Annotated in this window: 20 protein-coding genes; 4 read left to right on the forward strand and 16 right to left on the reverse strand. The window is 73.0% G+C overall.

Features of this window, described 5'->3' with window-relative positions; genetic code table 11:
* Positions 1-17: 17 nt before the first annotated feature.
* From ACXJKB_RS00895 to ACXJKB_RS00955, 13 genes are all read right to left on the reverse strand, one after another.
* Positions 18-2,477: an Ig-like domain-containing protein gene (locus ACXJKB_RS00895; RefSeq protein WP_457184617.1), complete on the reverse strand. Its 2,460-nt coding sequence runs from the start codon at positions 2,475-2,477 to the stop codon at positions 18-20.
* 107 nt (positions 2,478-2,584) lie between these two features.
* Positions 2,585-4,012, reverse strand: coding sequence for a hypothetical protein (locus ACXJKB_RS00900; RefSeq protein ID WP_457184618.1), 1,428 nt, complete (start codon positions 4,010-4,012; stop codon positions 2,585-2,587).
* A gap of 31 nt (positions 4,013-4,043) precedes the next feature.
* The gene (locus ACXJKB_RS00905) at positions 4,044-5,501 is read right to left on the reverse strand and encodes a dicarboxylate/amino acid:cation symporter (RefSeq protein ID WP_457184619.1); all 1,458 of its coding nucleotides are present in this window, start codon (positions 5,499-5,501) and stop codon (positions 4,044-4,046) included.
* A 213-nt stretch (positions 5,502-5,714) separates the two neighbouring features.
* The gene (locus ACXJKB_RS00910) at positions 5,715-6,875 is read right to left on the reverse strand and encodes an acyl-CoA dehydrogenase family protein (protein ID WP_457184620.1); all 1,161 of its coding nucleotides are present in this window, start codon (positions 6,873-6,875) and stop codon (positions 5,715-5,717) included.
* Positions 6,872-8,827, reverse strand: coding sequence for an acetyl/propionyl/methylcrotonyl-CoA carboxylase subunit alpha (locus tag ACXJKB_RS00915; RefSeq protein ID WP_457184621.1), 1,956 nt, complete (start codon positions 8,825-8,827; stop codon positions 6,872-6,874). Before ACXJKB_RS00915 ends, ACXJKB_RS00910 begins: the two co-directional genes overlap by 4 nt.
* 67 nt (positions 8,828-8,894) lie before the next feature.
* The gene (locus ACXJKB_RS00920) at positions 8,895-10,538 is read right to left on the reverse strand and encodes an acyl-CoA carboxylase subunit beta (protein ID WP_457184622.1); all 1,644 of its coding nucleotides are present in this window, start codon (positions 10,536-10,538) and stop codon (positions 8,895-8,897) included.
* 64 nt (positions 10,539-10,602) lie between these two features.
* Positions 10,603-11,073, reverse strand: a complete 471-nt coding sequence (locus ACXJKB_RS00925) for an SRPBCC family protein (protein ID WP_457184623.1) — start codon at positions 11,071-11,073, stop codon at positions 10,603-10,605.
* A 10-nt stretch (positions 11,074-11,083) separates the two neighbouring features.
* Entirely contained in the window at positions 11,084-12,328 is a 1,245-nt protein-coding gene (locus tag ACXJKB_RS00930) for an acyl-CoA dehydrogenase family protein (protein WP_457184624.1), read from the reverse strand.
* Positions 12,325-14,046, reverse strand: a complete 1,722-nt coding sequence (locus ACXJKB_RS00935; protein WP_457184625.1) for an acyclic terpene utilization AtuA family protein — start codon at positions 14,044-14,046, stop codon at positions 12,325-12,327. The genes ACXJKB_RS00930 and ACXJKB_RS00935 overlap by 4 nt, the downstream gene beginning before the upstream one ends.
* Positions 14,043-14,822 (reverse strand): TIGR03084 family metal-binding protein, encoded by a 780-nt coding sequence (locus ACXJKB_RS00940; RefSeq protein ID WP_457184626.1) that lies wholly within the window; start codon positions 14,820-14,822, stop codon positions 14,043-14,045. The genes ACXJKB_RS00935 and ACXJKB_RS00940 overlap by 4 nt, the downstream gene beginning before the upstream one ends.
* Positions 14,819-15,463 carry a TetR/AcrR family transcriptional regulator gene (locus ACXJKB_RS00945; protein ID WP_457184627.1) on the reverse strand — a complete coding sequence of 215 codons (645 nt, stop codon included), beginning with the start codon at positions 15,461-15,463 and terminating at the stop codon, positions 14,819-14,821. Before ACXJKB_RS00945 ends, ACXJKB_RS00940 begins: the two co-directional genes overlap by 4 nt.
* A gap of 136 nt (positions 15,464-15,599) precedes the next feature.
* The gene (locus tag ACXJKB_RS00950) at positions 15,600-17,153 is read right to left on the reverse strand and encodes a hypothetical protein (RefSeq protein WP_457184628.1); all 1,554 of its coding nucleotides are present in this window, start codon (positions 17,151-17,153) and stop codon (positions 15,600-15,602) included.
* Between the two features lie 11 nt (positions 17,154-17,164).
* Positions 17,165-18,772 (reverse strand): BTAD domain-containing putative transcriptional regulator, encoded by a 1,608-nt coding sequence (locus ACXJKB_RS00955; RefSeq protein ID WP_457184629.1) that lies wholly within the window; start codon positions 18,770-18,772, stop codon positions 17,165-17,167.
* 263 nt (positions 18,773-19,035) lie between these two features.
* On the opposite strand from ACXJKB_RS00955, the gene ACXJKB_RS00960 reads away from it, so the two are divergent.
* From ACXJKB_RS00960 to ACXJKB_RS00975, 4 genes are all read left to right on the forward strand, one after another.
* Complete coding sequence (locus tag ACXJKB_RS00960) at positions 19,036-19,230, forward strand: hypothetical protein (RefSeq protein ID WP_268113337.1); 195 nt, start codon at positions 19,036-19,038, stop codon at positions 19,228-19,230.
* A gap of 86 nt (positions 19,231-19,316) precedes the next feature.
* Positions 19,317-19,532: a hypothetical protein gene (locus tag ACXJKB_RS00965; RefSeq protein ID WP_457184630.1), complete on the forward strand. Its 216-nt coding sequence runs from the start codon at positions 19,317-19,319 to the stop codon at positions 19,530-19,532.
* 91 nt (positions 19,533-19,623) lie between these two features.
* Positions 19,624-21,903, forward strand: a complete 2,280-nt coding sequence (locus tag ACXJKB_RS00970; protein WP_457184631.1) for a MinD/ParA family ATP-binding protein — start codon at positions 19,624-19,626, stop codon at positions 21,901-21,903.
* Positions 21,900-22,595: a hypothetical protein gene (locus ACXJKB_RS00975; RefSeq protein ID WP_457184632.1), complete on the forward strand. Its 696-nt coding sequence runs from the start codon at positions 21,900-21,902 to the stop codon at positions 22,593-22,595. Before ACXJKB_RS00970 ends, ACXJKB_RS00975 begins: the two co-directional genes overlap by 4 nt.
* On the opposite strand, the gene ACXJKB_RS00980 is transcribed toward ACXJKB_RS00975, so the two are convergent.
* From ACXJKB_RS00980 to ACXJKB_RS00990, 3 genes are read right to left on the reverse strand one after another with little or no spacing between them, the layout of a single operon-like run.
* The gene (locus ACXJKB_RS00980) at positions 22,596-25,262 is read right to left on the reverse strand and encodes an FtsX-like permease family protein (protein ID WP_457184633.1); all 2,667 of its coding nucleotides are present in this window, start codon (positions 25,260-25,262) and stop codon (positions 22,596-22,598) included. It abuts the gene before it with no gap.
* Positions 25,259-25,981, reverse strand: a complete 723-nt coding sequence (locus tag ACXJKB_RS00985) for an ABC transporter ATP-binding protein (protein ID WP_457184634.1) — start codon at positions 25,979-25,981, stop codon at positions 25,259-25,261. The genes ACXJKB_RS00980 and ACXJKB_RS00985 overlap by 4 nt, the downstream gene beginning before the upstream one ends.
* Entirely contained in the window at positions 25,978-26,619 is a 642-nt protein-coding gene (locus tag ACXJKB_RS00990; RefSeq protein ID WP_457184635.1) for a PadR family transcriptional regulator, read from the reverse strand. Before ACXJKB_RS00990 ends, ACXJKB_RS00985 begins: the two co-directional genes overlap by 4 nt.
* Positions 26,620-26,748: the final 129 nt, after the last annotated feature.

Genomic DNA, 26,748 nt, shown 5'->3' on the forward strand with positions numbered 1-26,748 from the left:
CCCCGTGCGTCGCTGCGTCAGCCCAGGCGACCGAGCTTGACCACCCGCGCCGAGCGGGCGTCGTAGTTGGCGTCACCGCGGTAGGTGGCAGCCAGCTTCCACGAGCCGCGGGTCACCTTGGGCAGCGCCACGACGGCCTTGCCGCGGACCAGGGTGGCCCGGACCTTCTTGGTGACCTTGCCCGAGGTGAGCTTGACCAGCACCTTGCCGGTGGGAGCGACGCCGGTGGCGACACCGACGACCTTGACGACAGCCTTGCCGGCCTTCTTGGTCGTCGGCTTGCTCTTCACCGTGACCTTGACGGACGTGGCCCTGGCCTTGCCGACCACGAGGGTGCCCGTGCCGGCCGAGGTCCGCACGGAGGCGTCGCCGGCGTAGCTCGCTGTCAGCGTCCACGTGCCGGCGCCCAACGCCGACGGCAGGGTGAAGACCGCCTTGCCGCCGCTCAGCGGCGCAGTGAGGTCAGACCCCGTCCCGGTGAGGGTGACCGCCCCGGTGGGCTGGGCACCGGTCGCGGCGACGGAGACGGTGACAGTGGCGGCCTTGCCGTACGTCGTCGTGGCGGCGCTGACCGTGGTGGTCGACGCAGCCTTGTCGGCGGGCGCGGGCGCGGGCGCGGTCACGGTCACCTGCCGGGTGGCAGTGGACTCGCGGACGATGCCGTCGGCGGAGCCGCTGTAGTGGAACGTCAGCGAGTGGCTGCCGGCCGCCAGGCCGGGCAGGTCGATCGCGGCCGCCCCGTCCACGAGGTCTGCGGAGGTGAGCACGGTCGCGCCCTCGCGGACCTCGATCCGACCCGTCGGCTTGTCGACCGTGCTCGCCGGGGCGGTGCCGGCGTTCGCCGTGTTGAGCGAGCGGAAGCCGCTGTAGTCGGGAGCGGTGACGCTCACCTGCACCGGCGTGACGACGCCGGGCGTGACCGACTCCGACAGCGTCGCCGACACGGTGCTGGCGTGTCCGCCGCCGAGGATGGCGAGCACGTCCCTGACGCGACCGATCCCCTCCTTGGCGAACGCGCGCTGGTTCTCCATCGCGTTGAGGTTGGCCTCGGAGGCACTGGGCGCGTTGCCGATGAGGGTCGTGTCGGAGCGCGGAAGGTCCTGTCCCTGGACGTACCACCACTCGGTCATGTACTCGGTGAAGGTCCCGTCGGCGTTCTTGCGGATCGCCTGGTCGAGGACCGGCGCGGGGTTGCCCTGGGCGTCCTTGTGGTCCTTGTTGTACGTCAGGAGGTGGCCGACCTGGATCTTGCGGGCCTCGGCGAGAGTGCCCGAGGGGTCGCCGCCGGGGTAGTAGCGCACCGGGTTGACGCCGGCCGTGCCCGGGTCACCAGTCTTGCGGTACTGGGTGAAGGCGTTGGAGAGGTAGGTGTTGACCAGGTCGCCGTAGAGGTAGGACGGGCGACTGTTGACGGCCTCCGCGCCGACGAGCGCGTTGTCGCGGATGTGCAGCAGGTTGCCGCTGCCGTTGGACGCCGTCGGGTCGTTGGTGTTCAGGACGAAGTCGAAGGCGTACACGGTCTTGATGCCGTTCTGCTGCGCAGCCTTGTTGGTGGCCTTGATGATCGCGGCCGTGTTGTGGCACCAGGTGCCGCCGAAGAGCAGCGCGAAGTCGCCGGGGCTCTGCAGGATGTGCAGCAGCTCGGGGTAGGTCACCGACTGCACGCGGAACCCGTCCGTCGCGTCGGAGGAGTCGAAGATGTCGCCGCCGAACTTGGCGTCGTCGGGGTAGCGCACGTCGTGGCGTCGATTGTGCTCACCGCCGAGGAAGTCGAACTGCGTGTCGACGCCCAGCGTGCCTGCCGAGGTGAGCACGTCGGCGACGTCCTCGCGGTAGGCGGTGACCTCGGCGGGGGTGTCCAGGTCGGCCGCGGCGACCGGGGCGGTGAGGGCGGCCGTGATCCGGTTGGTGTCGCCGCCGGACCCGTCGTAGACGAAGAGGTAGGGATCCTGCGTGTGGGCCTGGGTGAACGGCGTCTCGGCGTCCTTGCCGAGGTAGTTGTCGACCAGCGCGGTGCCGTACTTGCCGACGAAGGCCTTGCCCGCGTCCGAGAGCTTGAGGCGGCTGGGGTCGAAGACGTCGAGGTCCTTGCCGTCGAGACGGGGGTCGAAGTTGTAGACCTTCGTGATCCCGTTGGCCTTGGCCACCGCGTCGATGTGGCCGAGCGCGTTCTGCAGCGTGGCGTCCTCGGGACCACCGATGACGAAGGCGAACTTGCCGGGCTTCTTCAGCAGGTACTCGAAGCGCTCGAGGGTGGCGGTCTCGAACACCGACCCGGGGGCGACGGCCGCGTACTTGGCGTCGAACCAGTCGATCGTCGCGCCCTTGGTCGCGGGAGGTACGGCGGAGGTGGCCGCCGCTGCGGTCTGACCGGCGGCCGTCGACGGCAGCGCGCCGGCGAAGGTGGCGCCGACGGCCAGGGACAGCACTGGCACGAGCGCGCCGAGCACCCGGCGTACGTTGCGTGGTCTGGACATGGATGTTTTCCTGTTCTCGAATGAGTCGTGTCGATGCGGATCGGCAGATGTGTTCGCTCGGGAGGCCCGGTGTTACCGCACCGGGCCACCCGTCTTTCGTACGGAGGTCAGGCCCGGGCGGGCTCGACCTCGGTGTCGGCCAGGGCCGAGCTGCCACGACGGCGCTTGGTGACCGCGTGGCCCCCGAGGGCCACTGCCGTCGCGCCGACGAGCCCGAGCAGGAGGAGCAGGCCGCCTCGGCTGGGCGAGGCAGGAGCCGCAGCGGCGGCCGTGTCGGTCGGCGCTTCGGACGCCGCGGCGGCCACGGCGGCCGCGACCGTGACGGGGTTGCTGCTCAGCTCGACCCCGTCGTAGAGCACGACCACGTGGTGGTCACCGGCCTCGACCGTCTCCGGCAGCAGGGCCTCCACCTCGAAGCGACCCTTGCCGTCGGTCTGGACCTGGGCGAGCAGGACCGGGTCGGAGTGGAGCTCGACGCTGAGGTCCGGGACGTTGCGGGCGAAGCCGCGTCCGGCGACGACGACCCGCTCGCCTGCGATGAGGTCACCGGTGACCGTGACGGTGCCGCGCACCTGGGTGGGGTCCTGACCGATCGTGACCTTGTCGGAGGAGCCCGACGTCTCGGGACTGCCCGACGCGTACACCGCGCTGACCGTGGCGCGGTAGACGCCGTCGCGGACGTCGGTGAAGGTGTGGGTCGTGGTGGTGACGGGCACGGTGGCCCGGGGTCCGCGCAGCAGGGCGACCCGGTACTCGACGAGCCCGGTGCGATCGCCCGTGGGCGGCTGCCACGTCACGGTCACGTCCGTTCCGTCGACGGTGACCGTGGGCGGAGCCAGCAGGGCGGAGACCTGCTCGGCCTGCTCCTCCGCGGTCCCCTCGACCGTCGGGGTCGCTGACGGGGTCGCGGTCGACGTGGACGTGTTGCTGTCCGTGCTGTCGTCACTGGCGTCCGTCGTGCCGCTGCTGCCGTTCTTGCCGCCACCACTACCGGTGTTGCCGGTGTTGCCGGTGCCACCACCACTGCCGTTGTTGACGGTGCTGCCGTTGTTGCCGGTGTTGCCGGTGCCCGGGGATGGCGTCGCGCTCGGGCTGTTCGTGGTCGGCTGGGCGGTGGGGCTCGACGTCGTCGGCTGGGCGGTGGGCGACTGTGTCGCGGTCGGCGTCGGGGTGGGGGTCGGCGTCGGCGTCGGGGTCGGGGTGGGTGTCTGCTGGTCGGCATAGCTGTGCGGACCACCGCCGACGTGGGTGCCGTTGCGGTTGGGGTAGACCGGGTTGTTGTTGCCGTCGAGGATGCAGCCCGAGATCCACAGGCAGGTCTCGTCGTCGACGCAGGGCAGGTCGTCGCCGCCGTCGATCCAGCGGTCGCTGACCACCTTGTCCGAGACGGACGGCTCGGCGGACGAGGCGGCAGCCGTGGCGGCGGACGGGGCGGAGTGCGCAGGACTCAGCAGCGCCGGCAGGAGCGCGACCGAGCCGGCGATGGTGAGGCCTGCGAGCAGGCGGGAGGAGCGTCGTCGAGGGATGGGTGGCATGGGTCGGGACCTTTCGGTGGTGGGATCGGGTTCAGGGGGCCAGCGCCGGTCGGCGCGGCTCGGTGTCGGACTCGGTCTCGTGTTCGGTCTCGTGCTCGGTCTCGTGCTCGGCCAGGACATCGCGGTGCCCGTCCTGGTCGGTCGGTGCCTCGGTCGGTGCCTCGGTCGGCGTGTCCACACCCCGGCTGAGGAAGACGGCGTCGTCGAGGCGGCCCTCGCGTCGGGCCACGATCGTGGTCGCCACGCCGGCGGCGGTGACGTTGGTCAGGGTGCGGGCCATGTCGGCGACGGTGCTGATGGGCAGGGTCAGGGCGAGGAACTCGAGCGGCAGACCGGCTGCCGCGAGCACCGTCGTGGTGGTGATGGTGGCGGTGCCGGGAACCCCCGCGGTGCCGAGCGAGACCAGGAGGCACAGCACCGCCAAGACGGCGTAGTCGGCGGCGCCGTACGCCATGCCCGTGGCGTTGATGCCCCAGATCGCCACCAGGAGCGGCCAGATCGCGGCGCAGCCGGGCATGCCGAGGTTGGCGCCGAGCGGGGCCGTGAAGCCGGCGATCTCCCGCGGGACGCCGATGCGGCGCGTGAGCACCTCGGTCGTGACCGGGAGGGTGCCGATGCTGCTCTGGGTGGTGAAGGCGGTGGTCTGCGCAGGCAGGAACGACCGGAACCAGGTCAGGGGGTTGACGTCGGCCGCAACCCGGAGCAGGACGCCGTTGACGAGGTAGGCGTCGACGAAGCAGAGCAGGTAGCTGATGCCGAGCAGGCCGATCAACGACCACAGGGCCGCGCGGTTGCCCGAGGCGTCGGAGACCGCGACCGTGGTGAGGCTGAGCACGGCGTACGGCGTGAGGGCGATGACGTAGCCCACGACGCGGTAGATGATCACCCTGGCCGCCTCGAGCAGCCGGGTCACCGGCTCGACGACCTGCGGCTCACGAGCGGCGACGGCCGCGTAGGCGACCGCGATCAGCAGCGTGAAGACGATGACCGGGATCACCTTGCCGTCGGCGAGGTCGCCGACGATGTTCTTCGGGAAGAAGTCGACCACCACGTCCGGCACCGGCCGCACGATGCGGCTGAGCGACTCGGTGTCGACATCGCTACCGCCGCCGAGCTCGGCGCCCCGTCCGACGCCGAGGCTGAGGGCGACGCCGAGGGTGAGGACGATCGCGATCCCGGTGGTGAGGACCAGCCAGCCGACCGACCGCAGGCCCACCCGGCGCAGGGTCCCTGCCGTGCCGAAGCCCGTCACGCTGGAGAGGATCGAGACGATGATGAGCGGCCCGACGAGGGCCATGAGCCCGTTGACGTAGATGCTGCCGATCGGCTCGACGTACTCGACGTGCCCCTGGAAGCCCACGCCGACCGCGACGCCGAGCGGGATCGCGAGGAGCGTGCGGGCGGTGAAGCCGATGCGGCGACGGACGAGATGCAGGCCGAGGATGAGCAGGGCGACGACCGCAAGGGCCGCCAGGTCGATCCAGTTCACGGGCGTGTGCTTTCTTCGGGCGGCCTGGGCACGCTGCCCGGCACTATTGTCTAGTTAATTACTGGAGAATAGTGCGAAGTTGTGCGGCCAGGAGCCGAAAGTCGCCCGCGGGTGGCAGGAACTGCCGAGGGTTGCGACACGAAGTGCCGACCACTGCGCACAACAGCACCCCGAGCGCGCGGGGCTCGAGGTGCTGCTGCGTGGTCGGGCGCGTCAGTAGGACTTCGGCAGCCCCAGGCTGTGCATCGCGACGAAGTTGAGGATCATCTCCCGGCTGACCGGGGCGATCCGGCCGGCGCGGGCGGCGACCAGCAGGCCGGCCATGCCGTACTCCTGCGTGATGCCGTTGCCGCCGTGGGTCTGCACGGCCGCGTCGACCGCGTGCACGGCCGCCTCGGCAGCGGCGTACTTCGCCATGTTGGCGGCCTCGCCGGCCGCCATGTCGTCGCCGGCGTCGACCAGCGCGGACGCCTTCTGCGTCATCAGCCGGGCCAGCTCGTTCTCGATGTGGGCCGTCGCGAGCGGGTGGGCGATGGCCTGGTGGGAGCCGATCGGGGCCTTGAAGACGGTGCGCTCCTTGGCGTACGACGACGCCTTGGCGAGGGCGTGACGGGCCAGGCCGGTCGAGAAGGAGGCCGCCATGATCCGCTCGGGGTTGAGACCGGCAAACAGCTGGACCAGCCCGCCGTCCTCGTCGCCGACCAGCGCCTCGCGCGGGAGCCGGACGTCGTCGATGAAGACCTGGAACTGCTTCTCGGGGCTGACGATCTCCATCGGGATCGCGGTGTACTCGAGGCCGGCCGCGTCGGTCGGCACGACGAAGAGGCACGGCTTGAGCTTCCCCGTCCTGGCGTCCTCCGCGCGGGCCACGACGAGCACGTTGGCGGCCTCGTCGACGCCGGAGATGTAGATCTTCTGGCCCTTGAGCACCCACTCGTCGCCGTCGCGGCGGGCGGTGGTCGTGATGTTGTGCGAGTTGGTGCCGGCGTCGGGCTCGGTGATCGCGAAGGCCATCGTGGCCGTGCCGTCGCAGATCCCGGGGAGCCACTGCTGCTTCTGCTCCTCGGTGCCGTAGCGGGCGATGACCGTGCCGCAGATCGCCGGGCTGACGACCATCATCAGCAGCGGGCAGCCCTGCGCGGCGAGCTCCTCGCAGACCGCGGCCACGTCACCGATGCCGCCGCCCCCGCCGCCGTACTCCTCCGGGATGTTGATGCCGAGGTAGCCCGCCTTGGCGATCTCGAGCCACAGCTCGGTCGTCTTCTCGCCGGAGCGGGCGCGCTCGACGAACCAGTCGCGTCCGTAGCCGCTCGCCAGCTTCGCGACCTGCCGCCGCAGCTCCTGACGCTCCTCGGTCTCGGTGAAGTTGCTCATGCGGTCTCCTCGACTTCCTTCGTGGCCACTACTGCCAGGACCTCCCCGGACGCGACCTGCGACCCGGGCTCGACGTTGATCTCGGCGACGGTGCCGTTGTGGGGTGCCGTCACGGTGTGCTGCATCTTCATGGCCTCCAGCACGAGGACGACGTCGCCCGCGGCCACCTCGGCCCCGGCCTCGACCTTGACCGCCACGACCGTGCCGGGCATCGGCGCGAGCAGCGAACCGCTCGCCACCGCGTCGGCGGGATCGGTGAAGCGCGGGACCTCGCGTAGACGCGCGGACCAAACCGGGCTGTCGACCCACACGTCACGCGGGGCGCCGGGACGCTCGGACGAGATGTGTCCGCGCGTCTCCGTGACGACCCCGTCGACCTCGAGCCGGGCGTGGGTCGGTGACACCTCGAGGACGGTCACGCCGTCGGCGGCGAACCCGTCGCGCGTGCCCCACCACTCGACCGGGTCGTGCCCCTCGAACGTGGTGCGCTGCGGCTGGCTGACGACGTTGCGCCAGGCGGCGGGGACGCCCTGCTGGACCATGCGCCGCGCCGCGTCGTCGGCGGCCAGCATCAACGCGCCGGCGACCACCGCAGTGCGGTCGACGGACGGTGAGTCTCCAGGAGACTCAGCGGAGATCGGACGCGACTCCAGCCACGTCGTCGTCATCTCGCCGGCCACGAAGACCGGGTCGGTGAGGATCTCGACGAGCTGGTCGCGGTTGGTGGTGACGCCGTGGATGCGAGCACTGCGGAGGGCCGCGACGAGCATCCGGATCGCCTGGTCGCGGGTCGGCGCCCACGCGATCACCTTGGCGAGCATCGCGTCGTAGAAGGTGGAGACCTCGTCGCCGCTCGCGAAGCCGGAGTCGACCCGGACCCCGAAGTCGGCCATCGGCAGGAACTCGGCGTCCGACGGCAGGTCGAAGGTGACCAGTCGCCCGCTCTGCGGGACGTACGCCGCGTCCTCGGCGTAGAGGCGGACCTCGATCGCGTGCCCGGTCCTCGGCCTCCGCGTGAGGTCGAAGTTCGGATGCTCGGCCACGGCGATCTGGTTCTCGACGAGCTCGCCGTCATGGGTCAGCTCGGTCACCGGGTGCTCGACCTGGAGACGGGTGTTCATCTCGAGGAAGAAGTAGCGGTCGGTGGCCGGGTCGTAGAGGAACTCGACCGTGCCCGCGCCGCGGTAGCCGATGTCGCTCGCGAGCCGCTCGGCCGCTTCGCACATGGCCGCTTCCGTGGTCGCCGGCAGCCCCGGGGCAGGTGCCTCCTCGACGACCTTCTGGTGGCGACGCTGGACCGAGCAGTCCCGGGTGCCGATCGCAATGGTGCGCGCCCCGCTCGAGACGACCTGCACCTCGACGTGGCGCCCGGCCTCGACGTAGGGCTCGACGAAGACCGTGCCGTCGCCGAAGGCCGACGCGGCCTCGGCGCGCGCCGCCGCGATCTCGGCCTCGAGCCGGTCCAGGGTGCGTACGACGCGCATGCCGCGCCCGCCGCCACCGGCCGATGCCTTCACCAGCAGCGGGAGGTCGGCCTCGGTCGGCTCGTCCGGGGCCGTGAGGACCGGGACGCCGGCCTTCTCGGCGATCGCCTTGGCGCGGACCTTGTCACCCATGGCCTCGATGGCCTCGGGCGGGGGTCCGACCCAGATCAGCCCGGCGTCGATGACGGCCCGGGCGAAGGCGGCGTTCTCGGACAGGAAGCCGTAGCCGGGATGGATCGCGTCGGCACCGGACCTCAGCGCCGCCTCGATGACCAGGTCGGCGCGGAGGTAGGTGTCGGCGGGCGCGTTGCCGGGGAGCCGGACGGCCCGGTCGGCCTCGGCCACGAACGGCAGCCCGGCATCGGCGTCGGAGTGGACCGCCACGGTCTCGATGCCGAGCCGTCGGCAGGTGGCGAACACGCGACGGGCGATCTCGCCGCGGTTGGCGACCAACAGTCTCTGGATCATCTCGGGGTCCCCTCGATTCTGTTCCGGAGGAGCGGAGCGGGGGAGCGAAGACCATCGTGGGGTGAGATCACGGCCGGAACACCCCGAATCCCTCGGCACCCTTGAACGGTGCGTTCTCGATGACGCTGAGGCAGATGGCCAGCACGGTGCGGGTGTCGCGGGGGTCGATGACGCCGTCGTCGTAGAGCATCCCGGACAGCACGTAGGGCAGCGACTGCTCCTCGACCATCTGCTCGACCATCGCGCGCATGCCGGCGTCGCCCTCCTCGTCGTACGCCTGTCCCTTGCCCTCGGCGGCCGCACGGGCGACGATCGACAGCACGCCGGCGAGCTGGGCCGGGCCCATCACGGCCGACTTTGCACTGGGCCAGGTGAAGAGGAAGCGCGGGTCGTAGGCACGGCCGTTCATGCCGTAGTTGCCGGCCCCGTAGGACGCACCCATGATCACGCTGAGGTGGGGCACGGTGCTGTTGGAGACGGCGTTGATCATCATCGCGCCGTGCTTGATGATGCCGCCCTGCTCGTACTCCTTGCCGACCATGTAGCCGGTGGTGTTGTGCAGGAAGAGCAGCGGGGTGTCGGCCTGGTTGGCGAGCTGGATGAACTGGGTCGCCTTCTGCGCCTCCTCGGAGAACAGCACGCCCTGCGCGTTCGCGAGGATGCCGATCGGGCGGCCGTGCAGCTGCGCCCACCCGGTGACGAGCGAGGTGCCGTAGAGCGGCTTGAACTCGTCGAACGGCCGACCGTTGCGCTCGCTCGTCCCGTCGACGACCCGCACGATCACCTCGCGCGGGTCGAACGGCTCCTTGAGGTCCGTCGGGACGAGGTCGAGCAGGCCCTCGGGGTCGGCGTCGGGCTCGGCGAAGAGGGCCGCGTGATCCCCGGATATCCGGGGAACTTCCCGCTTGTCGGCCGAAGTAACACCCCCGAAGCGGGAAGTCCGGCCGACAAGTGCCGGCTTCCGGCGGTTCAGCCGGGCCACGATCCGCCGCCCGATCCGGATGGCGTCGTGCTCGTCCTCGGCGAGGTAGTCGGCGAGCCCGGAGACCCGGGCGTGCATCTCGGCGCCGCCGAGCGACTCGTCGTCGGACTCCTCGCCGGTCGCCATCTTCACCAGCGGCGGGCCGCCGAGGAAGACCTTCGCGCCGCCGCGGACGAAGACGGTGTAGTCGCTCATGCCGGGGACGTACGCCCCGCCGGCGGTCGAGTTGCCGAAGACCAGCGCGATCGTCGGCTGGCGCCGCGCCGACGCACGGGTCAGGTCGCGGAAGAGGCGACCACCGGGGATGAAGATCTCCTTCTGCGTCGGCAGGTCGGCGCCGCCCGACTCGACGAGGGAGATGGTCGGGAGGTTGTTCTCCTCGGCGATCTGCGAGGCGCGGAAGATCTTCTTCACCGTCCACGGGTTGGAGGCGCCGCCCTTGACGGTGGGGTCGTTGGYGCTGATCAGGCACTCCACGCCCTCGACGACACCGATGCCCGTGACGACGGACGCGCCGACGGTGAAGTCCGAGCCCCACCCGGCCAGCGGCGAGAGCTCCAGGAACGCCGACCCGGGGTCGAGGAGCAGCTCGATCCGCTCGCGCGCGGTCAGCTTGCCGCGGGCGTGGTGGCGGTCGACGTACTTCTCCCCGCCGCCCGCCACCGCGACCGCGTGCTGGGCGTCGAGGTCGGCGAGCTTCTCGAGCATCGCCTCACGGTTCGACGTCATCTCGGGGTCCCCGCGGCGTTGTTCGGGGGAGCGCAGCGGAGGAGAAGAACGTCGTGGGGTGAATTCATGCCTCCACCACCGCCTTCATCCGCTCGAGCGTCGTCCGCATGCCGCGACGGTTCGTCCGGCGGCGGAGCGGACCGAGCACCAGCCAGTAGAGGCGGGTCGGCAGGTTGGGGTCGAGGCGGAAGTACTCCGTGACCAGCGTCCCGCCGTCCTTCTCCTCGAGGCGGTAACCCCAGTTGTTGACGGTGATCGCATCGGTGCCGACGGAGAACTCGAAGACGCGCTCCGGCTCGCACGCAGTGACGCGGCACGGCGACCAGTACGTCGGACCGACGCCGTTGCGCTTCACGTGACCGGCGAAGAAGGCCCCCACCTCGGGCCCGGTGGACCCGCGGGTCCACTTCGCCTCGAACGTCTCGGGGCTGAACTCCCCGATCCGCGTCACGTCGCTGACGAGGTCCCAGACCTGGGCGGGCGGGGCGTCCATCCAGAGCGACACCTCGTCGCCCAGGGACGGGAGCTTGATCATCGCTGTCCTCTCATCCTGCGTAACCCATCAGCTTGGCCGTCAGGTCGCGCAGCACCTCGTCGGCGCCACCCCCGATCGGCAGGAGCCGGGCGTCGCGGTAGTGCCGCTCCACCTCGGTGCCGTGCATGTAGCCGGTGCCGCCGAAGAGCTGCACCGCCCGGTCGCAGACGTACGCCGCGCAGTCCACCGCGGTCTGCTTGGCCAGGCAGGCCTCCGCGACGACGAACTCGCCGGCGGCGTGCCGCGCGGCCACGTCGCGGGTGTAGGTGCGCGCGACCTCGACCTGGCGTCGCATCTCGACCAGCGTGTGCTGGACGGACTGGTTGGCCGACAGCGGCCGGCCGAACGTCTCGCGCTCGCGGGCGTACGCCGCCGCGAGGTCGAGCGAGCGGGCGGCGATGCCGTAGCCGTGGACCGCCAGCGCGATCCGCTCGACGACGAACTGGTCCGCGATCTGGCCGAACCCCGAGTCCTCCGCGCCGACCAGGTTGGCGGCCGGCACCCGCGCGTCGACGAACGACAGCTCGGCGGTGTCGGAGCAGTGCCACCCCATCTTCTGCAGCGACCGGGAGACGGTGAAGCCGGGAGTCCCCTTCTCGACGACCAGCAGCGAGATGCCACCGTGACCGGGGCCTCCCGTGCGGACCGCGGTGGTCACGAAGTCGGCGCGGACGCCGGAGGTGATGAAGGTCTTGGCGCCGTTGACGACGTAGTGGTCGCCGTCGCTCCCCCGGACCAGCTCCGCCCGGGTGGTGATGCGTGCGACGTCCGAGCCGCCGCCGGGCTCGGTGATGGCGAGCGACCCGATCGTGTCGCCGGCGAGCGTCGGGCGGACGAACCGGTCGACGAGGTCGGCGTTGCCGCTGGCAGCGATGTGGGGCAGCGCGATGCCGGCCGTGAAGAGCCCCGCCATCAGGCCGCTCGACGCGCCGGCGTCGAACATCGCCTCCTGCAGCACGACGCTGTCGACCAGGTCGCCGCCACCGCCGCCGACCTCCTCGGGGAAGGCCGCGCCGATCAGGCCGAGGTCACCGGCCGTGCGGTGCAGCGCGCGCGGGATCTCCCMGGCGTCCTCCCACTCCTGCAGGTGCGGCACGACCTCGCGGCGGACGAACTCCGCCGCGGTCGCCCGCAGCGCCGTGTGCTCTGATTTCGACGCGCCCGTCGCGACCTCGTCCCTCGGTCGCGGGGCTTGCTCAATCTCCCCTTGCGACGCGTCCGGCTCGTCCCTCGCCGGCCACTGCTCGGTGATCATGCGAGGCTCTCCTCGATCGAGACCAACCGCGAGCGCAGCCACTCACCGAGCGCCTTGGCCTGCGGATCGAACCGGGTGGACGCCGCGACGCCCTGACCGAGCAGGCCGTGGACGACGAGGTTGACCGCACCCAGGTGGGGCAGCAGCCAGACGTCGACGTCGAGGTCGGCCGCCTCGGGCAGCAGCGTGGGGATGCCGCGTGGCGACATCAGCTTGAACAGCCACTGCACGCGGGCGTCGTACGTCGCCGGGTCGGTGCCGTCGTGGGCGACCCAGAGACCGATGTTGGCGTCACCGCCCTTGTCGCCCGAGCGCGCGTGGACGAAGGTCCCCAGCGGCAGGCGTCGGGTCAGGGTGTCGGCGTGCGCCGGGTAGGGCGACGGGCGCCGGCCTGGAGCCTCGACCACGGCGGTGTACGCCGTCGGGTCGGCGACGACCTCCCGGCGGCCGTCGGCGTGGACGACCGTGTGCGTGACGTCGGAGCGGTCGACGTACTCGGCGCGGTAGACGCCGAACGGCGCGGCGGGCGCTGGCGGTGCGGTCATGGTGAAGCCGGGGTAGGAGCCGAGGGCGAGCTCGACGGCTGCGGCGGTGAAGGCGCGGCCGACCGGGTCGGGCGAGGGGTCCTTCACGGTGCAGCGCAACAGAGTGGAGGCAGCCTCCTGCGAGTCGGCGTCGGCGGTCGGCTCGCTGGCCTCCGACCAGGTCACCTCGGCCGCCGTGAGCCGCGGCCCGAGCTGCTCGCGCACCCAGGCCGCCTTGGCGCCGACGTCGAGGCCCGTGAGCACGAGCTCGACCTGGTTGCGCCAGCCACCGAGCTCGTTGACGCACACCTTGAGCCGCTCGGGTGGGGCCTCGCCGGTGACACCGGCGATCGCGACGCGGTCCTCGGCCTCGTGCTCGAGCCGGACCGTGTCGAGGTGGACCGTCACGTCGGGTCCGAGGTAGCGGGTCGACTGGATCTCGTAGACGAGCTGGGCGGTGACGGTGTCGACGGTGACGGCACCCCCGGTGCCGGCGTGCTTGGTGATCACGCTCGACCCGTCGGCCGCGACCTCCGCGACCGGGAAGCCGAGCGGCCGGTCGCGGTGGGGCAGGTCGAGGAAGCCGCTGAAGTTGCCGCCCGTCGCCTGGGTGCCGCACTCGATGACGTGGCCGGCGACGACCGCGCCCGCCAGCTCGTCGTACGACGTCGGGGTCCAGCCGTGGTGCGCGACGGCCGGACCGACGACGAGCGAGGCGTCGGTGACCCGGCCGGTGACGACGACGTCCGCGCCCGCGGTCAGCGCCGCGGCGATGCCGAAGCCGCCGAGGTAGGCGTTGGCGGTGAGCGCGTCGGTGAAGGAGAGGTGGCGCACGTCGTCACCCTCGACGTGGGCGACCTGCGGGTGGAGGCCGAGTCCCGAGGCGACCTCGCGCACCTTGTCGGCCAGGCCGGCCGGGTTGAGGCCGCCGGAGTTGGCGACGATCCGCACGCCCTTCTCCAGCGCGAGCCCGAGGCAGTCCTCGAGCTGGCGGACGAAGGTGCGGGCGTAGCCGAGCGAGGGGTCCTTGAGCTGGTCCTTGCCGAGGATGAGCATCGTCAGCTCGGCGAGGTAGTCGCCGGTCAGCACGTCGAGCTCGCCACCCTCCAGCATCTCGCGCATCGCGCTGAGCCGGTCGCCGTAGAAGCCCGAGCAGTTGCCGATCCTCACGACACCGCCGGTCGAGGAGGTCACTTCGGGCTCCGTCCCTCGCCCGGCTGGCCCGCGAAGGCCTGGGCGATGTCGAGCCACCGGTCGACGTCGGCGCCGGTCGCGACGAGGTCGGTGTCGGCGCGGTGGAGCCGCTGCGTGACGAGCCGGCAGAAGTCGCCCGCACTGCCGGTGAGCGTCTGCGCGGCGTCCTCAGGACCCCACGACCACACGTCGCCGGAGGGCGCGGCGAGGTCGACGCGGAACTCCTCGGCGGGTGCGTCGAGGCCGTGCACGGCGAAGGCGAAGCCCCGGGTGCGGACGCCGAGGTGGGCGACGTGGCGGATGCGGTCGGTGTCGTCGACCGGGGCGCCGAGGCCCTCGTGCACGTCGAGGCTGTGGGCCCAGGTCTCCATCAGCCGGGCCGTCGCCATCGACGTCGCCGACATCGGCGGACCGAACCACGGCATCTTCTCGCCCCGCGGCATCGCGACGAGCGTCGCGCGGACGTCGGCCCGCGCTCGCTCCCAGCGCTCGAGGAGGCCGGGTTCCCGGGCGATGGCGAACGCCTGCGCGTCGACGTAGCCCGTCGGGTCGGCGATGGCGCCGAGGACGACCTCGTCCCACGCCTCCTTGTCGGTCGCCGCCTTGACCGCGACCTCGTCGGTCCACGCGAGGTGGGCGACCTGCGTCGCGACGTCCCAGCCGGGGGCGGGCGTCGGCGTACGCCATCCGTCCTCGTCGAGGCCGGCCACCAGCTGCTCGAGCCGGTCGCCCTCGGCCTCGAGGTCGGCGAGCACCTGCGTCAGTACGTCGGTCATGCCGGGGTCCCCTCGTCGTCGCGGTCCAGCTCGCGGTCGAGCACGTCGGCCCACTCCCGCAGGATCCGACGACGCCGCGCGGAGTCGTCGGTGATCGTGGAGGCCAGGCCCAGCCCGCGCACCAGGTCGAGCGTCGCCTGCACCAGCTCGCGCACACCGGGCCGCGACTCGTCGACGCCGAGCGCGGCGACCGTCATCCGGTGCGCCTCGCGGCCGACCCGCTGCTCCAGCGGGCCGACGGCGGCGAGCAGGGCCTCGTCGGTGCGGGCCGCCACCCACAGCTCCAGCGCGGCGGCGAAGACCGGTGAGTCGAAGTGGTCGCCGAGCATCTCGACGACCGCACGCGTACGCCGTCCGCCCGTCGGCAGGTGCGCCACCGCCTCGGCCAGCTCGGCACCGCGGCGCTCGGTGAGGTGCTCGACGGCAGCGACGACGAGGTCGTTCTTGGTCGGGAAGTGGTGCAGCTGCGCGCCGCGGCTCACGCCCGCCCGGTCCGAGACGAGGGTCGTCGAGGTGCCCGCGAAGCCGCGCTCGACCAGCAGCTCGACGGTCGCCTCCAGCAGTCGTGCCCGCATCGCCCGGGTCCGGTCGGCCTGCGGCACGCGCGTGCCGGCCGTCGAGGACGCGGAGGGGGAGGTCACGGGCGCAAGACTGCCGTCCGACAAACAAACAGTCAAGCCTGACTTTTTCTTCTCCGGGGTAATCCAGTGAGGAATGGCTGTCAGATCGGCCTTCCGGCGACCGATCACCACTGGACTACCCCTGGACCGGGACGCGTCAGGGAGACACCTGGGTCCTCGAGCCGGGCGCGCCGCACAGGGACTCGGTGCCCTGCCACAGGTCGCCGGGGTCGGCCTCCACCTTCCACGAGTACGTGCCAGCGGTCTCGAGCAGCACGGACCCGGAGACGACCTGGCCGTTGCCCAGGCGGCTCATCGTGGACGTGCTGATCGCGTTGCTGCACGACGTGTCGCCCGGCCCGTAGAGCTTGAGCCGTACGTCCACCCTCATCGGGAAGGGCATGCCGCTGATCGTGACGGGGACCTGGACGCTGCTGCCGACGGCAGCGGTGGGAGGCGCGGCGGCGGACACCGTCGGTTTCCCTCGCACCTTCACCACGGCCCCGCACGAGGCGGCCGGGATGACCGTGCCGGTCCCGTCGACGTCGACCTGCCAGGCGTAGTAGCCACCCGCGGCCGGTTGCACCGCAGGGAGGGTGTGTGCGGTGTCCCCCGGCAGCGTGCCGGACGTCGTCGCGACCGCCGATCCCGTGCACGTGGCCGCGGAGGCGGACGCAAACGGTCCGTACAACGCAGCCCTCGCGCCGCGCGGAGTCGCGTCGCCTTGCGCCGTGACCGAGACGGCGGCCTGCCCGCCGACCAGGAGGGAGGCCGGCACGGGGGCCAGCGTCAGCGACTGCGGGCCACGGACCGCGACCCGCGTGCTGGCCACGATCGTGCGCCGGACGCCGCCCTCGGCCGCGGAGGCCTGCCGCTTGCGGTCCGCGCGGCGCACCCGCAGCCAGTGCAGGGGCACCTGGCCCACCTCGGCGACGACCGTCCGCCACCCGGCGAGCGGCGCGGCCAGCCGCACCACCGCCCGGCCGTCGTCACCGGTGACGGTGTCGATCGGACCGGCCGCCGGCTGGGACGGCCCGCCGTCGGGCGAGGTCACGCGCACCGGCAGGCCCGCGACCGGCCCTCCGTGACCGTCGGTCACGCTGACCGTCACGCCGGTCACCCCGCCGACGTCCGCGGTGGTGGCGACCACGGCGACCTGGTGCTGCCCGGCGCTGGCCCGCGAGCCGCGCAGCATCAGGCGTACGTAGCGGCGCACCGTGGCCGGGTCGCCGGAGGACCGGATCCGGGCGGCCCCTCGCGGCGCACCGAACCGCCACGCGCGGCCCCCGAGCAGGTGGAGCACCGCCGCGTCGACGGCAGCGGCCTGCACGGCGTCCTTGTGGCCGCCGTACTTCGACAGGATCCAGGCGGCGCGCTCGGTGGCGGCGCCCGAGGGGCCCTTCGACCCGCGGAGGTCGGAGGTCGCGTCGGCCGGGCGGAAGCCGGCCCGGTTGGGGCGTCGTCCCGGCGTGATCACGAAGACGGGGGTGCCGTCGACGCGGTAGCCACCGATCCAGCCACCCGCCGCGTGACCGGTCCTCGGGATGTGGAAGCCGGCCCAGTGCCGGCCCCGGTCGTCGGCGCCGGCCGCCCGGGACGCCGGCAGCGCCACGAGGGCCGTGGCTGCCGCCAGCAGGACCGCGAGCAGCGCGGCGGTCGCGCGTCGGCGTACGTCGCGGGCGGTGGCGGTCGGTGTCGTGGTGGTGGACATGCGCTGGCTCCTCACCCCAGGGGCCCCGGGTCCTGCGTCCCCGGGTCGGTGGGTGTGCCGGACGGGCTCGGGTGCCGTGTCGGGCTGGGCTGGGTGGTCTGGCTGGGCGTCTGGCTGGGGCTGGGGTGGTGGGTCGGCGTCGCGGTGGGCGTCGGCGTGGGAGTCGGGGTGGGAGTCGGGGTGGGAGTGGGCGTCGAGGTCGGCGCGGAGGCCGGGGTGTACGTCGGCGTGGGTGTCGGGGTGCTCGTCGGGGTGCTCGTGGGGGCCGGACGGCCGCTCGGCTCCGGTGCCGCGGCGAGGGCGGGGGCCTCGACCTCGGCGACGCGGACCTGGCCGGCGACGGGCGCGGCGGTCGGGGAGGTCGCGGACCACTCGTAGGTGCCACCGTCGAGCCCGTCGAGGACGAGCCGGTTGCCGTCGCGGCTGCGGACGACGACGCTGCGTACGACGCTGCTGCCGGACGGGCCGGCGACCTCGAACCGCACCCGGGCCGGGCGCTGGGTGGCGCGGACGACGAAGGCCGCGGCTCCTTCCATCGCGGCGACCGGACGCACCAGCACCTCCCGGGCGGCCGGCACCGCACCGCTCCCGCCCGGCGCGGTGGGCGCCCCCGTCGACTGGTCCGCGGTGCCGCGCGCGGGGGCCGGCCGTGCGCCGTCGGGGCCGAGGTTGGCGATCGACAGCGAGGCTGCCAGGACGAGAGCCGCCCCCACCGCCAGCCGGGCGGCGGTCGCCCGCCAGGACGATCCGGCGGGCCCCGTGGGGGACAGGGCGATCGGTGGGGGCGGCGGTCCGTGGGGTACTGCGGCGGGGGTGGCGCGGCGTGGGCGAGGCACCACCACACGAGCGGGTGGAGATGCGGCGTCCCGCGCGGCGACGGGGACGGCCACGGGGGACGCCGGGACCCGCACAGCGACCGGCGCCGCCTCGACGAGCGTCACGAGCGCGGGCGACGGCACGACCCCGAGCTCGGTGCGGACGACCTCGCGGTAGCGCTCGAGCTCGCGCACCGCACCGGCGCGGTCGTCGCGTCCGAGGAGGGCACGGATGAGCAGCGCGCTCGCCGACTCCCGCAGCGGTTCGAGGCGGGCCACGGCGCGGGCGGCGTCCTCCGCGAGCACGGTGTCACCACGCTCGAGCGCCCGGCCGGCGAGGCGCTCGAGTGCACCGACCCGCTCGCGCTCGAGGTCGTCGCGCTGCTCCTCGACCCACGCGTCGTACCAGCCCGGGAGCAGCTCCTCCCCCGCCAGCGTGACGAGCAGCGCCCGGTCGGCCACCGGGTCGGTCACGGCCGCCCGGAGCGCGTCGACATCGACCACCACGTCGGCCGCGAGCCCGATGCTGGTCCGGTCGGCGGCGAGCAGCCCGGCGCACCGCTGGTGGGTCTGCGCCACCGCCCGTCGGAGGCTCGCCAGCGCACGCGCATCGGTGCTGTCGGGCCACAGGGTGCCGGCGACCTGCGCGCGAGCGCGCGTACCGCTGAGCGCGAGCAGGGCGCACAGCCGCTGCTCGCGGCCGCCGAGCGCGACGACCTCGCCGTCCACGACGAGCTTCCACCCGCCGAGGAGGCTCAGGCCCCGGCTAGTGGCTGATCTGGTGGCGCGACTGGTCTCCCGCATGGTCGATCACCGAGACATCCCTCTCCCCAACACCGCTCCTCGCCGCCGAGTCGCGGTCATCCCATGCGAGCAGCCTGCTCTCACCCACCCCTAGGGGCGAGGAACCGAAGGGATTTCCCCACGATTGGGGTCGACGTCTGGACCGGTCACGGTGCAGGACCCCGGGTGTTCCCCGGTGGTACGGCGCGGTCACGCAGGAGTCACGCGAGGTCGTGTCGGATGTGCCGGCCAGACCAACCGCACAGAGGGGGGAGGTGAACATCATGCGGGAACTGTCATTCGCCGAGCTCGACACCGAGCGCACGGAGCTTCTTCCGACCCGGGAGACGCTGACCTTCGGCAACACCAACTGGGCCAACATCTTCGCGAACAACTCGTCCATGGCCCTCAACGCTGCGTCCGTGTACGCCGTGGCGAACAGCGCTGCCGGGCAGACGATCAACGTCTACCAGGGCTGACGACCTCGCGTGGCCTCCCTGCGGAGGGGGAGGCCACGCAGGTCACCGCCCTCCGCCCCGACCAGCACGAGAGGAGGTGAACCGGCATGGTCCGACCCCAGCTCGCCATGGCCGAGCTCGATGCAGAGACGGCCACGCCGCTGCCCCGACGGGAGACGCTGAGCTGCTACGTGGGCTGCGTCAACGTCACCAACGTCGTGGGCGTCAACCTCGCCCTCGCCGTCAACGCGGCCACGATCGGTTCCCAGGCCAATGCACTGGCGTTGCAGTACCTCGCCTCGGTGCAGATGCACATGCCGTGAGACCCGGCGGCGGGTGCGTTAGCTCTGGCGCACCCGCCGCTGTCACCTGGTCCACCTTCCGGAGCACAGAGCAGACAGAGCACCCAGAGCGATGAACCTGACGACCGCAGACCACCACACGACCACCCCACCACCCGCCCTCGGGCAGCGGTGGCGACAGGCGCGCGGCCTGGAGTTCCTGGGTCCGGTCCAGGGCTCGGGCCTCAAGGACCCGGCGTTCCTGGTGAAGCGCGTGGACGACCAGGTGGTGCAGCTCTCGGAGCTGCTCCACCTGGTGGTGCGCGCTGTCGAGCCGCCGAGGCCCGCGGAGCAGGTGGCCGACGACGTCAGCGCGGCGTACGGCCGGACGTTGAGCGTGGAGGGCCTGACCCACCTGGTGACCACGCGGCTCGAGCCGCTCGGGCTGGTGGTCCCGGACGAGTCTCCCGAGCCGACGCGGTCAGCGCGGGCGCGCCCGCTCCTGGTGCTGACAGCGAAGGGCACGCTGGTGCCGGCCCGGGTCGTCGACAAGCTGGCCCGTGTCCTGGCGCCGGTCTTCTGGCCGCCGCTGGTGGTGCTCGCGCTCGTCGCGCTCGTCGTCGCGGACGTCGCCCTGCTGAGGCGAGGGGACCTGTGGGCCGCGGTCAACGAGCTCTTCGCGACCCCGACCATCGCCCTGCTCATCTACGGCCTCCTCACGGCCGCGGCCCTCGTCCACGAGTGCGGGCACGCGGCCGCCTGCCGCTACGGCGGCGCGACGCCGGGTGAGATCGGCTTCGGGCTCTACCTCGTCTTCCCCGCCTTCTACACCGACGTCACCGACTCCTACCGCCTCGGCCGGGCCGGTCGGGTGCGCACCGACCTCGGCGGGCTGCACTTCAACGCGCTCACCGTGGTCGTGCTGGCGGCGGCGTACGTCTCCACCGGCAGCGGCGTGCTGCTCCTGACCGCGCTGATCCTGCAGATCCAGATGCTGCAGCAGCTCATCCCGGTGGTGCGCTTCGACGGCTACTACGTGCTCTCCGACCTGGCCGGCGTGCCGGACCTGTTCGCCCGCGTCGGCCCCGTGCTGCGGAGCCTGCGGCCCGGGCACCCGGTCGACCCGCGCGTCACCGAGCTGCGTCCACGCTCGCGGCGGTTCGTGACCGGCTGGGTGGTGGTCGTGGTGCCGCTGCTGGTCGGTGCGCTGGCCTGGGCGGTCTGGCACATGCCGGAGTTCCTCGAGCGGGGCCGCGCCGGCGTCCAGCTGCAGCAGCTGGTCTTCGACCTCGCCTGGGAGCGCCGCGACTGGGCGGCCATGGCGCTGGCCGTGGTCTCGATCGCCCTGCTGCTGCTGCCGATCCTGGGTGCGTTCCTCGCCCTGTGGCGGGTCGCGACGAGCCTGTTCCTCCTGGTCCGGAGCAGGCTCGCCGCGCGCCCGCCCGAGGCGTACGAGCCGAGCGTCGTGCCCGACCCGCCACGGGTCGTCTCCGCGGCCGACTTCACCGACGAGGTGATGTACGCCGCCCCGGCGCCGGTCCCGACGCAGGGCTGGCGCGGCGCGGTCTACCGCGGCAGCGGCCACGTGCTCAACCCCGGGCCGAGCCTTCCCGAGCAGCGACGCCGCGAGCTCGAGCATCGGCTGCGCACGCCGATCGACGGCTCACGTCGCGTGGTGGTGATGAGCCGCAAGGGCGGCGTCGGCAAGACCACGATCACGCTCGCTCTCGGCAGCACCTTCGCGCTGCTGCGCGGCGACCGCGTGATCGCCGTGGACGCCAACCCCGACGCGGGCAACCTCGCCCACCGGGTGGCCCCGCCGCACGACCGCACCGTGACCGACGTGCTGCGCGACCTCGACCTGATCACGACCTACGCCGCGCTGCGGCGCTACACCTCGCAGGGCGTCGAGTCGCGCCTCGAGGTGCTCGCCTCGGACGACGACCCCGGCATCGGGATGGCCCTGGCGCGCGACGACTACCACCGGCTGATCGGGCTGCTCGACCGCTTCTACAACCTGATCCTGCTCGACACCGGCACCGGCATCCTCGACAGCGCCAACCAGGGCCTGCTCACCGAGGCCGACCAGGTCGTGCTGGTGGTGCGGGCCGGGCTGGACGGCGGGCGGGCCGGGGCGCTGACCCTGGACTGGATGGACCAGCACGGGTTCGACGACCTCGTCGCCCGGACGGTCGTCGTGGTCAACGCGGAGCGGCGCGGGAGCGAGCCGCCGGAGCCGATGCGGCGGCACTTCGAGAAGCGGTGCGCCCGCGTCGTGACCGTCCCCTGGGACGACGCCCTCGAGCCCGGCGCGCTGACCGACATGTCCTCGCTGCACCGTCGTACGCGTGACGCGCTGGTCGACATCGCGGCGGCGGTCGCCGACAACTTCGTCGTCGAGGACCAGTCGTGAGGGCGCGCGCAGTGGTCGCGCACGCTGTCGTGGCGACCCTGCTGCTGGCCGGTGCCGCCGATGCGACCTCGCGGGGACCGGCCGACGAGCGGCGCCAGCTCGACCTCGTCGCCAGTGCCCAGCCCAGCGACCAGCGCCGCGACGACCGCGACGTCGTCGTCGACGAGGTCGTGGTCCGCGAGGGCGACCTCAAGGCCGATGCGGTCGCGACCAGCGTGACCGCCTGCCACGGCTGCCGCGGGGAGAGCGCGGTGCTGCAGGTGATCTACGTGCCCGGCCCGGCCGCGGCGCGCTTCGACAACGTGGCCACCGCCTGGACCCAGGACTGCTGGGACTGCCGGGCGACGGCGCTCTCGGTGCAGGTCATCGTGATCGGGCCGGGCACCCGGGCGCGACCGACCAACCGGGCGCTGTCCGTCGGCGGCTCGTGCGCCACCTGCGTCACCGCGACGGCGGCGTTCCAGGTCGTCGCGCAGGTGGACGCGGTGGGTCCGCTCCCCGACCCGGTCCTCGCCGACATCACGGCGTGGTTCGACGCGCAGGCGGCCGCCCTCCAGTCCGCTGTCGTGGCCCCGCCCGCACCACGCCGCGCGGAGCGGGCGGCGACCCGCTCGCTCGGCGACCTCCGCCGGGTCGTCGTACGCGCCCTCGACGGACGCACCCGGTCCGCCCGGGTGTCCGTCACCCGCTGATCAGTCGAGGCGGGCGACCAGGGGCAGCCGCGACCGGGCGGTGAGCCCGACGACGGCCGCGGTCAGCAGCGGCAGCGCGAGCACGATCGTGACGACCAGCAGCCAGGGGATGTCGAGGTAGGACGCGGGGTCGCCGACCAGCGCACCGGTCGTGTCGGTCGAGTAGCCGCCGCGGCGAGCGGTCAGCGGTTGCGCGATGGCGGCGCCGGGGATGAAGCCGACCGCAGCTCCGAGGACCGCGCCGACGAAGCCGACGACGAGGGCGTACGACGCCGCGACCCGCCGCCGGGTGCGCGGAGCCGCTCCGACCGCGGACAGCGTGGCCAGGTCGGGCCGGGCGTCCGAGAGGGCGAGGAAGGTGGCGGTCAGGGTGCCGCCGAGCATCAGGACGCCGCCGAGCGCGCCGAGGACCAGCAGGACCACGACGACCTCCGGGGGGCGCTCGTAGCCACGCTCGACGTAGAGGTAGGCGTCGTCCGCGATGCCTCGGACCGACTCGGAGATGCGCGTCTCGGCGGCGGGGTCCAGGTCGCCGGAGAGGCGCAGCTGGAGGGTCGACACCTCGATGCCGAGGGCATCGGCGACGGCGGTCGGCAGCACGGCCGACGTCGGGGCCGGCAGCCGGTCCGACGGCCCCCAGGCCACCAGGTCGGCCGGCACCGTCTCGTCGAGGGTGACCTCGGCCTGGTCGTCGCCCTCGCGCCACGTCTCGGTGCGCACGGTCACGTCGTCGCGACCCTCCACGTCCTCGGTGAGGACCACCGCCCGACCGGCCGCGAGCGCGCGGTCGACGGTGGCGGCCATGGCCTCGTCGAGCCCGAGCCCGGCCGAGGTGTCGGCGACCACCACCTGCGGACCCCAGGAGGACAGGCAGCAGGCCGCTGCGGGGTCGGTCGACTGGACGGAGGTGGAGGTCCACCCGCCACCGGACGCGAGGCTCTCGGACGGACCGCGGAGCTCGCTCGTGTCCACCCCGGGCGCGGCCTCGGCCACGGCTGCCTCGATCCGGTCCCAGACCGGCGCCGGGTCCGGCGCCTCCTCCCCCGGCAGCACGGCGGCCGTCCAGGCGAGGACGCCGGTGCCCATCGGCGCCTGCGCGGTGTAGGTCTTCTCATCGGCGAGCTCCTGGCTCTCGGTGGCGATGCCGAGCGCCACGACGCCGGCCACGGTCGCGGCCACGGCGGCCACGGCCGGCACCGTGCGGGTGCGGTGGCGCGCGGCGTCGCGTGCGGCGTACCTCGGCGTCAGCGGCAGGCGTCGGGCGAGCCGAGCCACGGTCGACACCACGACCGGCACCACCAGGATCATGCCGAGCACCGACACGATGGCGGACGCGCCGATCCAGTAGGCGCCGGCGCTGCTGTCGTCGGAGGTCGCCGCGCCGTAGACGGACGTCGCGATCCCGGCGCCCAGCAGCGCCAGGCCGACGACCGGGGTCGACGCGCGAGGCTTGCGGTCGCCGCGCCGCCCGGCCAGCACGGCGACGACGTCCTGACGGCTGGCCAGCCACGCGGGCACGACCGAGGCGAGGATCGCGGACACGATGCCGAAGGCGGCGATGGCGGCGAGGTAGCTCCACGGCAGCTCGAGCGGACCGAACCACTCGTTGTCGAAGCGTTGGACGAGCGGCAGGACCGCCCACCCGACCGCGAGGCCCAGCACGAGACCGACGGCGGACGCGACCAGTCCGAGCACGACGCCGCTGCCCAGGATGACGCGGCGCGCCTGGGCCGGCGTGCCGCCGGATGCGGCGATCAGGGCGAGCGTGCGGGCGTGGCGGCGGGCGCCGACGGCGAAGGCCGGTCCGGCCAGCAGGACGACCTCGATCAGGGCCATCACGATGATCAGGGTGGCCACCGCGAGCAGCTCGTCGCGGCCGGTGTCGTACCCCATCTGCTCGGCCGTCGAGGCGACGTCGGGCGGGTCGGCCAGGACCGAACGCGACGTGACGATCGCCCCGAGCGCGTTGAGGTCGAGCACGGTCGACCACGGCACCGGGCCGGCCTCGACGAGCCACTCGCCCACGTTGTCACCGGGTGACGGGAGGTCGTCGGGGGCCCCGAGCAGGACCGGGGTGTCGCGGATCGTGGCGTCCACGCCGAGCCCGACGAGCGTGAGCGTCGTCCCGTCGACATCGAGCGTGTCACCGAGCGCGAGGCCCTTGGCGAGCATCGCCGCGTTGGTCACCACCTCGCCGGGCGCACTCGGCAGGCGGCCGCTCTCGAGCTCGAACAGCCCGTCGGCCATCGGGTCGGTCAGGTCGACCCCGGTGGTCGAGAAGTCGATGAGGCGGTCGTCCAGGCGGGCGCGGGACCAGCCGCTGGTGATCGGCAGCAACCGGGCGTCGGCGGGCAGGAGGGCGCGTACCTCGTCCTCGGTCGGGGGCGCATCGGTGTCGAGCTCCTCGACCTGCCCCCACATGCCCCCCATGGGGTCCGGGCTCTGGAAGACGCGCCCGCGGCCCTCGGTGCGGATCCGGGCGTCGGCCGCGCCCAGCTGTCGGTCGGCTCCCTCGATGCCGCTCACGTCGGCGGTCTGGATGACCACCGCGGCGGCGCTGACGGCCAGCACCGGCAGGCTGATCATCACCAGCACGAGCGCGCTGCGCCCGCGGTGGCGCAGGGCGTCGCGCCAGGCGATGAGCAGGGCCGGGCGCCAGCCCTTCATCTGCCAGCCTCTTCGGCGAGGAGCGTCTCGGGCTCGTCGGCGCCGGTCTCGTCGACCACGACGCCGTCGCGCAGGAAGACCACCCGGTCGGCCCACGCGGCGTGACGGGCCTCGTGGGTCACCATCACGCCCGCCGCGCCGGCGTCGCACCGGGCACGGAGCAGCCGGAGGATCTCCTCGCCGGTGTCGGTGTCGAGGGCACCGGTGGGCTCGTCGGCGAGGATGAGGCGGCGGTCGCCGACGATCGCGCGGGCGATCGCGACGCGCTGCTGCTGGCCGCCCGACATCTCGTCGGGGAAGCGGTCGGCGAGGTCGACRATGCCGACCTCCTCCAGCGCGGCGAGGGCGAGCCGGCGCGCGACGCGGCCCTTCTCGCCGTCGAGCTCGCGCGGGAGGGCGACGTTCTCGGCGGCGGTGAGCGCGGGGATGAGGTTGAAGTCCTGGAAGACGTAGCCCACCGACGTACGTCGCATCCGGGCGCGCCCGGCGTTGTCGAGCGAGGCCAGGTCGGTGCCCTCGATCCAGACCGATCCGGACGTGGGGCCGTCGAGCCCGCCGGCCAGGGTCAGCAGCGTCGACTTGCCGGAGCCGGACGGTCCCATCACGGCGACGAGCTCGCCGGGGTGGGCGCGGAAGGTCACCCCGCGCAGCGCGTGGACCTCGGTGGCGCCCTCGCCGTGGACGCGGGTGACGGCGGCGAGGTGGAGGACGGCGTTCATCGGGCGGCCCCCTCGGTGCTCGTCGCGGCGGGCGCGTCACGGCGTACGACCTCGCGCTCGGTCGCGGCGCGGCGCAGCCTCGCCTCGCAGTGGTCGAGCCAGCGCACCTCGGCCTCGGCGTCGAAGACGAGCGAGTCGAGGACCAGGCTCCAGGCGAGGTCGGCGGGCTCGACGGGCTGGGCGGCGCGGCCCGAGCGCTTGAGCCGGGTGTAGTCCTGCAGCGAGGCCATGGTGGCGCTGCGCTGGCGCTGGATGATCGTGCCGACGTCGGTGCCGGGCAGGGTCACCGCGATCGCGAGCTTGATCGCCAGCTCGTCGCGCGCGGGCTGGGTGCGAGGCACCGGGGTGGCGAACCACTCCGACACCTCGCCCCGTCCCGCCTCGGTGGCGCGGTAGCTGACGTGCTGGCGGTCGCTGGCTGCCTGGTCGGGCCGGCCGTCCTGGTCGCTCTCGTCGGCACCCCCGTGTCCGACGATCTCGACCAGTCCGTCGCGCTCGAGCCGGGTCAGGGTCGTGTAGACCTGCCCGATGTTGAGCGGCCAGGTCTCCCCCGTCCGCTGCTCGAACTCCGCCCGCAGCTGGTAGCCGTACATCGGCCCCTGCTCCAGGATCGCCAGCATCGCCTGCCGGATCGACATCCGCGCCTCCGTGATCCGTCCACCGTCCCCCGTCGGTCGATGGATACCGGGTATGTATACCACGTATGCATGGGTCGACCCGCCTTCTGGATCCCCGGTCGACCGGGGATCGCCGAGGTTGTCGGCCCG

The organism is Nocardioides sp. P5_E3 (genome assembly GCF_054049275.1).